At 71.0% G+C, this 12956-nt stretch carries 11 protein-coding genes; 2 read left to right on the top strand and 9 right to left on the bottom strand.

The window, feature by feature from the left end; genetic code table 11:
* Nucleotides 1-60 precede the first annotated feature (60 nt).
* On the top strand, nt 61-1242 hold the full coding sequence (locus SH587_RS17270; protein WP_320671888.1) for an acyl-CoA dehydrogenase family protein: 1182 nt from the start codon (nt 61-63) through the stop codon (nt 1240-1242).
* 184 nt (nt 1243-1426) lie between these two features.
* On the opposite strand, the gene SH587_RS17265 is transcribed toward SH587_RS17270, so the two are convergent.
* The 5 genes from SH587_RS17265 to SH587_RS17245 all read right to left on the bottom strand — a co-directional run bounded on the left by SH587_RS17265 (nt 1427) and on the right by SH587_RS17245 (nt 6097).
* Nucleotides 1427-1741: a type 2 periplasmic-binding domain-containing protein gene (locus tag SH587_RS17265; protein ID WP_320671887.1), complete on the bottom strand. Its 315-nt coding sequence runs from the start codon at nt 1739-1741 to the stop codon at nt 1427-1429.
* 124 nt (nt 1742-1865) lie between these two features.
* Nucleotides 1866-3056, bottom strand: a complete 1191-nt coding sequence (locus SH587_RS17260; protein ID WP_320671886.1) for an AlbA family DNA-binding domain-containing protein — start codon at nt 3054-3056, stop codon at nt 1866-1868.
* On the bottom strand, nt 3013-4173 hold the full coding sequence (locus SH587_RS17255) for an IS481 family transposase (protein ID WP_320671885.1): 1161 nt from the start codon (nt 4171-4173) through the stop codon (nt 3013-3015). Before SH587_RS17255 ends, SH587_RS17260 begins: the two co-directional genes overlap by 44 nt.
* Before the next feature lie 122 nt (nt 4174-4295).
* Nucleotides 4296-4979, bottom strand: coding sequence for a HEPN domain-containing protein (locus SH587_RS17250; RefSeq protein ID WP_320671884.1), 684 nt, complete (start codon nt 4977-4979; stop codon nt 4296-4298).
* 8 nt (nt 4980-4987) lie between these two features.
* A complete protein-coding gene (locus SH587_RS17245) occupies nt 4988-6097 on the bottom strand; it encodes a GmrSD restriction endonuclease domain-containing protein (RefSeq protein WP_320671883.1) in 1110 nt (369 codons plus the stop codon).
* A gap of 554 nt (nt 6098-6651) precedes the next feature.
* Here SH587_RS17245 and SH587_RS17240 point away from each other — a divergent pair.
* On the top strand, nt 6652-7212 hold the full coding sequence (locus SH587_RS17240) for a hypothetical protein (protein ID WP_320671882.1): 561 nt from the start codon (nt 6652-6654) through the stop codon (nt 7210-7212).
* 51 nt (nt 7213-7263) lie between these two features.
* Here SH587_RS17240 and SH587_RS17235 read toward each other — a convergent pair whose 3' ends face one another.
* The 4 genes from SH587_RS17235 to SH587_RS17220 are packed head-to-tail and all read right to left on the bottom strand — an operon-like array spanning nt 7264 to nt 12875.
* Complete coding sequence (locus SH587_RS17235) at nt 7264-8490, bottom strand: acetyl-CoA C-acetyltransferase (protein WP_320671881.1); 1227 nt, start codon at nt 8488-8490, stop codon at nt 7264-7266.
* The gene (locus SH587_RS17230; protein WP_320671880.1) at nt 8487-10220 is read right to left on the bottom strand and encodes an AMP-binding protein; all 1734 of its coding nucleotides are present in this window, start codon (nt 10218-10220) and stop codon (nt 8487-8489) included. The genes SH587_RS17235 and SH587_RS17230 overlap by 4 nt, the downstream gene beginning before the upstream one ends.
* A 47-nt stretch (nt 10221-10267) precedes the next feature.
* Nucleotides 10268-11464 (bottom strand): acetyl-CoA acetyltransferase, encoded by a 1197-nt coding sequence (locus SH587_RS17225; protein WP_320671879.1) that lies wholly within the window; start codon nt 11462-11464, stop codon nt 10268-10270.
* A gap of 10 nt (nt 11465-11474) precedes the next feature.
* The gene (locus SH587_RS17220) at nt 11475-12875 is read right to left on the bottom strand and encodes an OB-fold domain-containing protein (RefSeq protein ID WP_320671878.1); all 1401 of its coding nucleotides are present in this window, start codon (nt 12873-12875) and stop codon (nt 11475-11477) included.
* Nucleotides 12876-12956 lie beyond the last annotated feature (81 nt).

Below are 12956 nucleotides of genomic sequence, written 5' to 3'. Positions count from 1 at the left end.
GGTGCTACCCTCCCGGGACAGTCTGCCTGCACAGTCTGTCCAGACAATCGAGGAGACCCGATGGCCACCGTGATCAAGCCCGACCACGCCGCGACCGCCCGGCACTTCATCTTCGGCGACGAGCACGACGCGCTGCGGGCCTCGATCCGGGCCTTCGTCGACCGCGAGATCGTGCCGAACGTGCACGAGTGGGAGCGGACGACGTTCCCCGACGCGATCGTGCGGCGGCTGGGCGAGGTCGGCTTCCTGGGCCTGTCGGTGCCGGAGCAGTACGGCGGGCAGGGCGGGGACTACTTCTCGAACATCGTCCTGGCCGAGGAGATCGCGCGCGGGGGCAGCGGCGGGTTGCTGATGGGGCTCTCGGTCCACACCGACATGGTGATCCCGCCGCTGCTCGAGTTCGGCAGCGAGGAGCAGCGGCAGCGCTGGGTGCCGGCCGGCGTGCGGGGCGAGACGGTGTTCGCGCTCGGGATCACCGAGCCGGACGCGGGATCGGACGTGGCGGCGATCAAGACCCGGGCGGTGCGCGACGGCGACGAGTGGGTGATCAACGGCGCGAAGACCTTCATCACCAACGGTCACCGGGCGGGCATGATCATGCTGGTCACCAAGACCGACGCCGAGGCGGGCTACGACGGCTTCTCGATCTTCCTGGTGCCGATGGACGCGCCGGGCGTGGTCCGCGAGCAGAAGCTGTCGAAGATGGGCATGCACGCGTCGGATACCGCGTTGCTGGCCTTCCAGGACGTGCGCGTCGGAGCGGACGCGCTGCTCGGGCCGGAGCCGGGCAAGGGCTTCTTCCAGATCATGTGGGAGCTGCAGGCCGAGCGCCTGATCGGGGCCGCGGGCGCGCTCGGGTACGCCCAGTACGCCTTCGACAAGGCCCTCGCCTACGCGAACGAGCGGGCGACGTTCGGGAGGCCGCTCGGCAAGCACCAGGCGATCCGCCACAAGTTCGCCCAGATGGCCACCGACATCGCGGCGGCGCGGCAGCTGATCTACGGCACCGCCTGGTCCTACGCGAACGGCGACTACCCGGTGCGCGCGATCTCGCAGGCGAAGCTCAAGGCCACCCAGGTCGCCTTCGACGTCGCCGACCACTGCGTCCAGATCCTCGGCGGTGCCGGCTACATGACCGAGTACGACGTCGAGCGCGTCTTCCGGGACATCCGCCTGTACCGGATCGGGGCCGGGGCGGACGAGATCCTGTTGGACGTGATCGGGAAGTCGTACGGGTTGTGAGGGGCGGGCCACCGCCGCCCGCTCCACACCGCCCACGAGGCGAACCGGGTCCCGCCTCAACTGGCGCGAACCTGCTGTTTCGGCTCGCCCCTCCCCCGGCACGGTCGTCATTCCCGAGAACCAGGGCCGGCGCGTCCGCCGCGGCGAGTGGGCCCGACGCGCCGCGGCCCCCTCCCTCAGTCCCCTACCCCCGCGCCGCTCGGAGCCGCACCGCCGGCTGCCCGCCCGCCGCCGTCAGCGCCGCGCGCACCGCCTCGGCCGGCGCCGGCTCGTGAGCCTCGACGACGACGATCATCGGCTCGGGCAGGGAGCCGGACCGGTGGAGTGTGTCGGCCACCTGCTGCTGCCCGACCAGGAACGGCCCACCAACCGGGGAGAACGACCACGGGACGGTGGCCGGGAACGCCTGCCAGTCCTCGACCGTCCCACCCAGGTCGGCGGCGTGGATCGCGGCCAGCCGGTCCAGGTGCATCGGCGCCCAGGCGCGGACGGCCTGCAACGCGACCGCTACCGCCGCCACCGCCCGCGCGCGACGTCGCGCCGGGCGAACCAGAGCGAGCGGTTGGCCGTCACCTCGCCGAACCGCGCCAGCACCCGCAGGCCGGGGATCGTCCCGTCTCGCCTCAGGCATCCCAGACCGGAACTCCGGATCCGCGGGCAGCGACACGCGCCCATCGATGTGCGAGGCTGATGCTCTCGTTCTGCCCGGCGTCACCGTCGACGACGAGGTCCCCACTCGCATCCCAATGAGCCATGGCATCACCACCAACGCGATCGTGCGGATCTATGCGAAACAAGGTTCCAAACCCGTCCCATTTGATGCGAGCTGCGTAGCGGCCAAGGAGCTCACTCTTTCCAAGCGAGTCGGCAAGGGGGCCTAGCAAGCCCTCGATTTCGGCTACAACGAGGCCACCCTCTCCAAGCCTGCGCTCCCAGTGCAGGAGCCCGTCCTGATGCTCGCCCAACCACGATACGGCGCAGGTCAGAAGACCATCGTTGCGGGCGCTCGTCTCGATCAACTTGCGAAAGGCCATCGCGCCACCCGGAGTCCACGGGACGAGGTCCGACGTACGAGCAACGCCATCAAGTCCATCCATGCGCGGGCGAATCTGAACCGTTTCGGCGCTTGCTCCCAGCCCTTCTAGGAGCAACGTCATCGCCTCAGCGGCACCGCTCGTCGTAGGCCAATCCCGCCAACGGCCACTGAGGGTCAGCGGCGCGAGGGCTAGAGTGATCCGGGAGTGGACGCCATGGGCCACGGCCAACCCTGCGGAACCGGTGGGGTTAGTTCGGCGCAGGAGTTCGTCGGTGCGTGCCCGCGACAACTGCCCCCGTGAGATCAACGACGCGAGTTCGAAATTGGTCGCCACCGGGCGGGAGACATAGACACGACGATCCTCAGCCGGCTCCCGTACGAGGACCTGGCCCGTCTTGAGAACATGCGGGGTGTCACTGGACTCGTATACGCGGACGACGCCGACCGAACTGCCCGCCGGCCCCTCGACCACGCGCGCCGCGAAAGCGGGCAACGGGTCGACCTGGCCGCGGAGAGCCTGCCGAATACGGTCCACAAGCTCCACTGTCGGCGGGTGCCATTCGCTGTTGAGCGAACCATCGTCCATGACCCCAATGAGGACCCAGCCACCAAGGGTGTTCGCGAACGCCGAGACGGCCTTCGCGATCTGAAACCCTTCACCTCGCCCGATGTCAGCTTTGCACTCAACGAACAGCGTCTCGCCTTCAGCGCGCATCCTCGCGACCCAGTCCCAGTCAACGTCGGCTAGTGCCAGGGAACGGATAGCGGCTTGAGACACGGTCTGAATCGTAGGCGCAAGGGCTGGCCGATGCGCTTCTGTCCGCTGATGCAAGAACGCCAGCTTCGGAAGCTCGCTCGGGCGACGGAGACGTGCAGCTAGGCGGCAGGCGGGCCGGAAGGGCCAGCGAAGGCCCTCCTAGATGTAGGGCTAAGGACGTTGTTCCGGTTGGCCGGGGGTTCGGCTGGCCGGGGGGTCCGCCGAGGGCGGCGTGGGGCCTGCGATGGTTGTAGTAGTCGAGCCAGCCGTCAAGGGCGGCGGTTCGGTCGGTTGAGGAGCCGTAGATCGCGCCGTAGGCCCAGCCGTTTTGGAGGGTGCGGATGAAGCGTTCGGCTTTGCCGTTGGTCTGGGGCCGGTAGGCCCTGGAGCGGGTGTGCCGGATCCCGGCCAGGCGCAGATGGAGCGCGAAGATCGTGGAGCGGTAGGCGGAGCCGTTGTCGCTGTGGATTCGCTGCACCGTGATGCCGTGGCGGGCGTAGAACGCCAGGGCGCGGTGGATAAAGCCGATGGTGGTCGTGGCCTTCTCGTCGGGGAGGACTTCGGCGTAGGCCAGACGGGTGTGGCCGTCGATCGCGACGTGCACGGCCTCCCAGCCGACCTGGAACCGGCGCACCCCGGCAGCATCGGTCGGTCGCGGTGCGTTGCGGCGGCGGTTGCCGGTGACGCGATGCCCGGGCCCGTTCTGGATCCGGCCGAGCTTCTTGGTGTCGATGTGCAGCACCTCGCCGGGCCGGGACACCTCGAACCGCTTGGCGGGCTCGAGTCCGATCCGGCCGAGCTTGCCCAGTCCTTCGCGCTTCAGCACCCGGGAGACGGTCGAGACAGGCATCGTCAGGACCTCCGCGATCTCGGGCCCGGTGAATCGCAGGCCCCGGAGCAGCCGGATCGCGTCGACGCGATCGGGCGGGGTCTGGTTCGGCGATCGTTCTGGGCGGCTGGAGCGGTCCCGCAGCCCCGGGTCGCCCTCGGTCTGCCACCGCCGCCACCACGTGCGACAGCAGCGCTCGCTCGCTCCGATCGCTTGCGCGATCTCCGCGAACGAGCGCTGCTGTCGACGCATCTCGATGACGCGTCGTCTCCCGCGCAGCGTGAGTGCCGCGTTAGCGTGGAGGTCCATCCGGGAAGCCCTTCGTGTTCGGTGACTGGGGTTCTGGCGATTCCCAGCCTCCCCGAACAGGGGCTCCCCGGATGGAACAACGTCCCTAGGAACTACACCTAGCCAGCCCCATGGCCGCGCACCTACCAGGGGCGAGCAGACCCGCCGATCCTCGATACGGCGCGTGCCAACTGCCGGTCCGCTCGCGCACAGAAGCGCCTAGCTGCGGCCTTGTAGGACCGGAGGTCTGCCGGTGTCGCTTCGGTGCTGGCGTCGCCATGCGCAATGTTGTTCCGCTTGGTGACCATCTCATCGATCCGAAGCCACAACTCAGTGCGCGTGTGCGCAGTTCGCGTCACAGCCCTAAAGACGTCGTCGACACCCCAATACTTGTAATAGCGGACAAGGTTCTTCGGCGACGGGGTCTTCATCCAGCGCAGCAGCCGATCGTGCTCAAGGACAATGGTTCCTCCGCCGCTCCAGAGCCATCCGTCAGACGCCATGAAGTCGTGGAGCTTGGCCCCACGCTTCTCCCAGCCCGTCTCGATCATTTCCTCGATCGCCGGTCGAGAATGCAACAGCTTCATGCTTTCGGGGATCCGCTCTGCACCGTCCAGTGCGGCAACCAAGGCCCGCGAAGCTTCTTCGTTCGCAGCGTAGACGTAGCGCTCAAAGTGGCTCGTCAGTAGAACTACCGATGCCCGTCCCACCGCTCGAGCGACGCGGGAGTCAGCAGGTGTTCCTCCTGAGGGAGTTGGGTCCGCCCGCTCCAGATCCTGGATTTCTCCCAGCGCCCGCTGGAAGGCTCGCAATGCGGATGAAGCCATGGCAACGGTCAGGACAAGAGAGCGGGGGGTATGGTCACGTCCAGTCCCGCCGCCTGCAGCGCCTCCGCCGAACGCCGAATGCGGAGTAGCGTCCGCGATCTATCGCCCGTGGCCAGGCTAACTGCCGACCGGAAGTCTTCGTCCTCGTAGAGATCCGCGAACTCCCGGACGATCGACTTTGTCATCGACGGGATCCGTTCCTTGTCATTCACCAGATCGAACGCGACCATTTGAGCGTCGAACAGCGCGCGATTCGGGGCCCGTTCCGTGGCGACGCCTCGGCGATTGGTTTGGCGGTACGCACTGGCACCCCATACCTCGACGATGGGCGCGACGGTCTCGAAGAAGCGACCACGGAGACCTTTGATGGTCGTTTCCGAAGCGTCTTGCACACTCCTCATATACTCGTTTAGGAACTTCTTCAGCGGCGGCTTGTAGGCCTCGACGCGGTCCGCGAGGGCGAAAAACCGGAGCGCGAACTCCTCGTCGACCATCCTCTTCCGCGGTGCCCGAGTCCCGATTGCTTGTCGGTAGACATCGTTCTTCGCGAGGTCCCGGAGCAGGTCGTTGAACGGGCCGCGGTAAAGGGAGTTGCGAAGTTCTTGCGCGTTGAGCACCACCGCGCCGGTGTTCAGCCGCTCGAAGATCTCGAACTTCATACTGGGGTGCGAATCTTCACCGATGACCACTGCTCTCATCATCCGGCTCTTGAGAAAGCGCTGCTCCCTCTCCGGCAGTTGATGAAACCGCAGACCGTTCAGCTCGGCTAGGACCGACAGGCGACTCAAGCGAAACTCGTTGTGCAAATAGCGGACCACAGACCGAATTCGCTGGTGCCCGTCAAAGATCTCCCACTTACCGTCTGTCGTCTCGGCCAAGTAGAGAACGGGAATAGGAATATTGAGGAGCAGCGATTCAACCAAGCGGGACGCTCGGGGGTTGTCCCACACGTACTCACGCTGGATGTCCGGCAGGATGAGGTCCCGGCTGCTCCAGCGCTCGTCGAGCGTCTGCACAGACAGGTCGTAGCTCTGCGTGACCACCTTCCGCTCGGCGGGCGGAAAACCATCGCTCGAAGTCTCGTCTGACTCGCCCAGGTCGGCGCTATCGGTCGTCATCGGGTCCTTGTGGTAGCCGTCGATCCTTTGCGACTCTAGTGCAGGCCTGGAGCCCCTCAGATCGCCCGGTGTCTGTCAGTCTCGTCGCTCCCGCCGACAGGCCGCATCGAAACGGGTACAACCGTGACCCGGCCGGTTGATTCCGACGGGCGGCGGCCAGTGCCACGCTCGCCCTTCGGCTGCCGCCGCCCCCGCCCTCACTCGACGCACATCGTCTCCAGCCCGTGCTACGCGCCGTGCCTCAACATCTCCCGCACCAACGTCGCCAGGACCCGCACACGAGTCGCTCCACCGGTGGCACAGGAAGGTTCCCGGACTCGTGACGTCGAGTCCTTCGCCGAAACTCCAAGACCTGTGCCGCGAAGGCACCGTTCAGCTCAATCAGATCAAGGTCGGCCATCGTCAGACCCCCCCCCGCTCCAGGATTCGCGCCGCCGCCAGACTCGCGCCGATGCCCTCTCGACGAACCCGACCGGAGGCGCCGCAGCGGATGCTGGCCGGACGCGCAAAAACTCCGGGGGAGGTGTTTCGCGGTGGGTACGAGCATTTCCACGGTGGATCGTCGCCTCGACGGACGACCCGGCAATTCGCGTGCAGCTGGCGACGACAGCAGCAAGCTCGTCATCAACCAGCGCGGCCCGGCCGGACCGCAGGGCCCGCCCGGCGAGGCCGGCGCGGCGTTGCCGGAGCTCTGGACCTACGGGCCGACCTTCGGCAGGAAGCTCGACCCGGCGGTGCGCGTCGAGAGCACCGCCGAGGCCGTCGGCGGCATCCAGTCCCCGGCCTTCGAGCTGCCCGCCGGCGACTACCAGCTCACGATGTCGGCGGCCCCCAGCGGCCCGGCGCACGCCATGGTCGACTGCTTCTTCGCGATCAACGGAGGCTCGCCGATCGGGGCCGGCCGCAACACCTGGAGCGCCGACGCCAACCTGGCGGCGACGGTGCAGGTGATCTCGCACGTGAGCCTGGAGCAGCCGGGGACGGTCCGTGCCGTCTGCCAGGGCCGGCTCCCCAACGCCCCGGCGGGCGCCGCGGACCGCTTCGCGGTCGCCTTCGAGTCGGTCGGCGTGCTGAAGGTGCGGCGGCACGGCGCGGCGCCGCCGATCCTGCCGTAGCCGCAACGGGCGCGAGACCTCCGCTGGTGCGGGGTCTCGCGCCGTGTGGGCCTACCCCAGCCCCTCGAACACCGCCGCCATCCCCTGGCCGCCGCCGATGCACATCGTCTCCAGGCCGTAGCGAGCCCCGCGCCGTCGCATCTCGCGGACCAGCGTGGTCAGGATCCGGACGCCGGTCGCGCCGACCGGGTGGCCCAGGGAGATGCCCGAGCCGTTGACGTTCAGGCGCTCGAAGTCCGCCTTCCCGAAACCCCACGACCGGGTGCACGCGAGCACCTGGGCGGCGAAGGCCTCGTTCAGCTCGATCAGGTCGAGGTCGGCGATCTCCAACCCGGCTCGCTCCAACGCCCTCGCCGTCGCCGGGACCGGGCCGATGCCCATCGTCCGCGGCGGGACGCCGGCCACGGCCCACGAGGCCAACCGGGCGAACGGGCGCAGGCCCATCTCGGCCGCCCGCTCCGGCGTGGTCACGATGCAGGCCGCCGCCCCGTCGTTCTGGCCGCTGGCGTTCCCCGCCGTCACCGTCGACTCCGGGTCCACCCGCGCGCGGATCGGGCGCAGGCGGGCCAGACTCTCCGGCGTCGTCTCCGGTCGCGGGTGCTCGTCCCGGTCCACCACCACCGCCTCGCCCCGGCGCTGGGGCACCGTCACCGGGACGATCTCCTCCGCGAACCGCCCCTCCTCCTGGGCCGCCACCGCCCGCTGGTGCGACCGCAGCGCCAGCTCGTCCTGCTCCTCGCGCGGGATCGCGAACTCGTGCCGCAGGTTCTCCGCGGTCTCCAGCATCCCGCCCTCGACCGGGAAGTCCCGCCCGCCCGCCGTCACCCGGGCCCGCGCCAACCGGTCGTGCAGCTGGACGCCGTCCCCTCCGGCGCCCCAGCGCAGCGCCGGCGCGTAGTGCTCGACCTGGCTCATGCTCTCCGCCCCGCCGGCGATCACGACGTCGCTCACCCCGGTCTGGACCTGCATCGCCGCCATCACCACCGCCTGCAGGCTCGACCCGCACCGCCGATCGACCTGCAAGCCCGGCGTCTCCACGCCCAACCCGGCATCGAGGGCCGCCACGCGCCCGATCGCCGGTGCCTCGCCGCTCGGGTAGCACTGGCCGAACAGGACGTCGTCGACCTGCCCCTCCCCCAGCCCCGCCCGCGCCACCAGCTCGCGCAGCACCGTCGCCGCCAGGTCGGTCGCGGTCAGGTCGCGGAAGACCCCGCCGTAGCGGCCGACCGGGGTCCGCAGCGGCTCGCAGACGACGGCGGAACGGAGACGCTGGGTCATCGGGATCCTTCGGTCGGGACGGGGGTCAGTCGCTCCTGGGCCAGCCGCACCAGCCGGAACTTCTGGACCTTGCCCGTCGGCGTGGTCGGCAACTCGTCGGCGTCGAGGAACAGCACGTGCTTGGGCACCTTGAACCGCGCCAGGCTGGCCTTGCAGAGCGCGATCACGTCCTCCGCCCCCAGCTCCGCCCCCGGGTGACGAACGACGCAGACGCAGCCCGCCTCGCCCCAGCGGTCGTCGGGCACCCCGATCGCGAACGCCTGGCTGACCGCCTCGTGGGCGCTCAGCAGCTCCTCGATCTCCTTCGGCATCACCAGCTCGCCGCCGCTCTTGTACAGCTCCTTGCTGCGGCCGGTGATCTGCAGGTACCCGTCCTCGCGAACCCGCCCCAGGTCCCCCGAGTGGACCCAGCCGTCGTGGATCGCCTTCGCCGTCTCCTCCGGCTTGGCCCAGAAGCCCAGCATGTTCGTCGGCCCGCGGGACACCAGCTCGCCCTCGGCCCCCGCCGGCAGCGGCTCGCCGGTCACCGGGTCGATCGTCCGGTACTCGGTCAGCGGCCCGTCGCCGCCGGGCAGCCCCGCCGCGCCCGCGATCTTCGGCCGGCCGACCGTCTCCGACGTCAGCGTCAGCGGGTCCTCGGGCCGGGTCAGCGTCATCGCCCCGCCGGTCTCCGTCATCCCGTAGCCGGTCACGATCTCGCTCACGCCCAGCTCGGCCTGGACCTTCTCCCACAGCCAGACCGGCGCCGGTGCCGCGCCCGAGAGGATCGCCGTCAGCGACGACAGGTCGTACCGCTCGCGCTGCGGGTGCTCCAGCAGCGCCACCGTCATCGTCGGCACGCAGAGGACGTCGGTCGCCCGGTGGCGCTCGATTCCCGCGAAGTAGCCCCCCGGGTCGAACGCCGTCTGCGGGACGATCGCCCCGCCGACCATCGTCGCCGCCAGCAGCCCCTCCACGTACCCGAACATGTGGTAGCAGGGCAGCGAGAAGAGGATCCGCCGACCGTCCTCGAAGGCCCGCGTCAGCGCCGACCCGTGGGCCGTCCGCAGGACCGCGTCGTGGGTCACCAGCACGCCCTTCGGCGAGCCCGTCGTCCCCGACGTGTAGAGGATGTCGCCGACGTCGTCGGGCGCGCGCCGGGCCCCGTCCGACGCCCCGCGGTGCGCGTCGCCGAGCGCCGCCAGGCCCTCCACCGTCAGCACGCCCTCGCGCGCCGGGCCGCCGTTCGGCAGCTGCACCACCCGCGCCAGCTCCGGCAGCTCGGCCGTCCGCTCGCCGCCCTCCCCCAGCCGCTCCCAGCCGGGCGCGACCGCGTCGAGCATCGCCGGGTAGTCGAGCCCGGCGAACCCGGTCATCGTGATCAGCGTCCGGCACGAGGACTGCGCCAGCACGTAGGCCAGCTCCTCCTGCCGGTACAGGTAGTTGAAGGGGATCGCGACGGCCCCCGCCCGCGCGATCGCGAACTTCAGCGGCGCGAACTCCAGCTCGTTGGCCATCAGCAGCCCGACGTGATCGCCGGGCCGGACGCCGATCGCCACCAGGCCGTCGGCCAGCCGCCGGGCCCACTCCGCCGTCTCGGCGTAGCTCAGCGTGCGCTCGTCGGTGATCACCAGCGGCCGCTCGCCGTGCTGCTCCGCGCAGGCCTCGAGCCAGGCGTCCAGGGTCCGCGGGGTCCACGCGGGGAAGCGCGCGCGCAGGGCGGCGCGGCGCTCGTCGATCGTGCTCGGCACGGGGTCCTCTCTCTCCGGGGGGAACGGGTGGGGAAGGCCGGCCTCGGTCATCGGTCGCGCTCGCGGCCGACGATCGAGACGAAGGAGACGCAGCTGCCGGGCCGCCCGCCGAGGTTGTGCGTCAGCGCCAGCCGCGGATCCGGCAGCTGGCGCGCGCCCGCCTCGCCGCGGAACTGCAGCCAGCACTCGAACAGCATCCGCAGGCCGCTGGCCCCGACCGGATGGCCGAAGCTCTTCAGCCCGCCGTCGACGTTGACCGCGATCCGGCCGTCGTGGTCGAAGGCGCCGTCGAGCACGTCGCGCCAGGCCCGCCCGCGGTCGGAGAAGCCCATGTCCTCCATCAGCACGATCTCGGTCGGGGTGAAGCAGTCGTGGACCTCGGCCAGGTCGATCGCCGTCCGCGGGTCGTCGATGCCGGCCTGGACGTAGGCGTCGCGGGCGGTCCGCACGACCTCCTCGAAGGTCGTGTGGTCGTAGTCCGGATCCATCGGCCCGCGGGCCGGCCCGGCGGCGAACGAGAGCGCCTTCACGAAGACCGGCCGGTCGGTGTACTCGTGGGCGTCCTCGGCCCGCACGATCAGCGCGCAGGCGGCCCCGTCGGAGACCCCCGAGCAGTCGAGCACCCCCAGCCGGCCGGCCACGATCGGCGATCCGGCGATCTTCTCCTTGGCGATCTCGCGGCGGAACTGCGCCCGCTCGTTGCGCGCACCGTTGCGGTGGTTCTTCCACGCCACGTGGGTCATCGCGTCGCGCATCGCCTGCGGGTCGACGGCGTGGCGGGCGCAGTAGGCCGGATCGAGCAGCGAGAAGGCCGCCGGCGCGGTCACCGTCAGCTCGGGCGCGGTCCCGTCGCCGGCGACGTTGCTGCGGACGAGGCCCGAGTAGCCGGAGTCCTTCAGCTTCTCGACCCCGACCGCCATCACCCGGTCGTAGGCCCCGGAGGCGACGGCGTAGCAGGCGTTGCGGAACGCCTCCGAGCCGGTCGCGCAGAAGTTCTCGACCCGCGTCACCGGCTTGTAGTCGAGGCCGAGCGGCTTCGACAGCACCATCCCCGACTGGCCGGAGCTCATCGTGCCGAGCCAGAAGGCGTCGACGTCGTCGATCGCCACGCCGGGCGTCGCCGCCAGGCACTCCTGGACGGCGTCGACGAGCAGGTCGTCGGCCGAGCGGTCCCAGTGCTCGCCGAACGGCGTGCAGCCCATGCCGACGATCGCCACCCGATCGCGGATCCCGTTGCTGGCCATCGCGCGCTCCTCAGTCCTCGCCGGCGGCGACCGCGAGCGGCCGCGCCTTCCAGAAGTAGTTGTGAACCCCCTCGACGGTGTAGAGCCGCCGGAACGTCGTCTCGACCCGGGTCCCGATCGCGACCTCGTCGGGCGCGCCGTCGGTCAGCTCGAGCGTGCAGCGGCCGCCGCCGTCGAAGTCGACGACGACGTCGGTCAGCGGCGGCGAGGGCGAGAACGCCAGCCGGTCGACGGTGAAGGTGGCGACCGTCCCCGCCCGCCCGGCGAGCGGCAGCGGCTCCATCCGGTCGACGGCGTGGCAGCGCTTGCAGACCCGGATCGGGGGCACGTGGACGAACCCGCAGTCGCGGCAGCGGGCGCCGGTGAAGGCGAACTTCCAGGCCGCCGAGCGGGCCGACGGCGGGGCGGCCGGGCGATCCGGCTCGGGCCGCCGCGGCGGCTCCCGCTCCAGCAGGCCGCGCCAGGTCAGGTAGGTGGCGTAGCGCAGCGGCCGGCCGCCGGCGAGCTGGGCGGCGACGCCCGCCGCGGTCCGCGCCGGGCGGTCGCGGGCGATCGCGGCGGTCGTCCGCAGCACCAGCGCGTCGGCGCCGTCGGCCGCGACCACCAGCAGGATCGTCTCGTCCGGTCCGGCGCGGTCGAGCACCGCGGCCAGCCGCAGTCCGGGGTCGGCCGCGCCGCAGGCCCCGATCGCCGGCGCCGCGGCCGCCGTCCGGCCGGGGAACCGGCGCACGACCTGGGCGGCGCTGCGGGCGTGCGGCGACGAGACGACGACGTGGTCGACCTCCTCCAGGCCGGCGGTCGCCAATGCCCGCGCGACGGCGTCCTCGACCAGCGGCAGGTAGCGCTCGAGCCCGAACCGCTCCTCCCACTGGCGGCTGGCGGCCTCGCCCGGGGCGCGCCAGCGGTCGAGGAACTCGGCGGTCGCCGAGGCGTGGGCGACGACCACCGCCAGCGCGCCCTCGGCGGGACCGAAGCGCAGCGCGGCCGCGCCGTCGCCGCCGTCGCGCTCGTCGGCCGAGCCGGGGCGGCCGCCACGGAGGTCGGAGAGGACGGCCAGCCCGCCGCCGGCCGCCGCCGCCCGCAGCGCGCCGACCGCCGAGCGGACCGAGCCCACCAGGTCGACGGCGAAGCCCGCCCGGTCGAGCCCGAGCGCGGCGTGGATCGCGGTCGCGTTGGCCTTGTCGGCGTAGGCGGGGGCGGTGGTGGCGAACCAGAGGTCGACGGCGCCGTCGATCGCCGCCGCCGGCAGCCGGCGGGCGGCCTCGACGGCCATCGTCGTCGTGTCCTCGTCGAACGAGGCGACGGTCCGCTCGCCGCGCCCGCCGGGCTGGCCGAGCGCGTCGCCGCGCTCGCCGTGGGAGAGCCGGAAGCGCGGCACGTAGGCGGCGTAGGCGTGGATCCCCGTGGTCATCGGGCGGTCCGTCCGTCACGTCGTTCACACATGATGTCCAGACGGACCGTACCAGGAACCCCGGGGATGACCCCGATCACC

The sequence above is a fragment of the Patulibacter defluvii genome (assembly GCF_034096925.1).
Lineage (GTDB): Bacteria > Actinomycetota > Thermoleophilia > Solirubrobacterales > Solirubrobacteraceae > Patulibacter > Patulibacter defluvii.
This window is presented reverse-complemented; position numbering and strand designations above follow the sequence as displayed.

Coding starts and splice junctions, on each gene's coding strand:
- SH587_RS17255 (WP_320671885.1), bottom strand. CDS start 4,173: ATGGACCTCCACGCTAACGCGGCACTCACGCTGCGCGGGAGACGACGC.
- SH587_RS17235 (WP_320671881.1), bottom strand. CDS start 8,490: ATGACCCAGCGTCTCCGTTCCGCCGTCGTCTGCGAGCCGCTGCGGACC.
- SH587_RS17250 (WP_320671884.1), bottom strand. CDS start 4,979: ATGGCTTCATCCGCATTGCGAGCCTTCCAGCGGGCGCTGGGAGAAATC.
- SH587_RS17245 (WP_320671883.1), bottom strand. CDS start 6,097: ATGACGACCGATAGCGCCGACCTGGGCGAGTCAGACGAGACTTCGAGC.
- SH587_RS17225 (WP_320671879.1), bottom strand. CDS start 11,464: ATGGCCAGCAACGGGATCCGCGATCGGGTGGCGATCGTCGGCATGGGC.
- SH587_RS17270 (WP_320671888.1), top strand. CDS start 61: ATGGCCACCGTGATCAAGCCCGACCACGCCGCGACCGCCCGGCACTTC.
- SH587_RS17220 (WP_320671878.1), bottom strand. CDS start 12,875: ATGACCACGGGGATCCACGCCTACGCCGCCTACGTGCCGCGCTTCCGG.